We start from the raw sequence: 238 nt of genomic DNA, 5'->3' as shown, positions 1-238 counted from the left end.
ACGTACGGCGACGTGGCCGAGTGGCTGGAGGAGGGAGGCCCGCGGCAGGTGGGCCGGGTGATGTCCCTCTACGGCGGCGCGGTGCCGTGGTGGCGCGTGGTGCGGGCCGACGGGACGCCGCCGCCCTGCCACGAGGGCCGGGCGCTGGTCCACTACCGCGAGGAGGACACCCCGCTGCGCGGGGGCCCCGTCGGCGCTCCCGTCCGCGCTTCCGCCGGCGTCCCCGTCCCACCGGGCC

The 238-nt window shown here is 79.8% G+C and carries 1 protein-coding gene; it reads left to right on the top strand.

The window, feature by feature from the left end; all coding sequences use genetic code 11:
• Positions 1 to 238: MGMT family protein (locus tag ACSNOK_RS36075; protein ID WP_436784871.1), on the top strand; the 238-nt coding region annotated here is incomplete at both ends.

This window comes from Streptomyces sp. URMC 126, assembly GCF_051386555.1.
GTDB lineage: Bacteria > Actinomycetota > Actinomycetes > Streptomycetales > Streptomycetaceae > Streptomyces.
The sequence above is the reverse complement of the archived record's forward strand: the minus strand, read 5'-3'. Positions and strand labels throughout refer to the sequence as shown.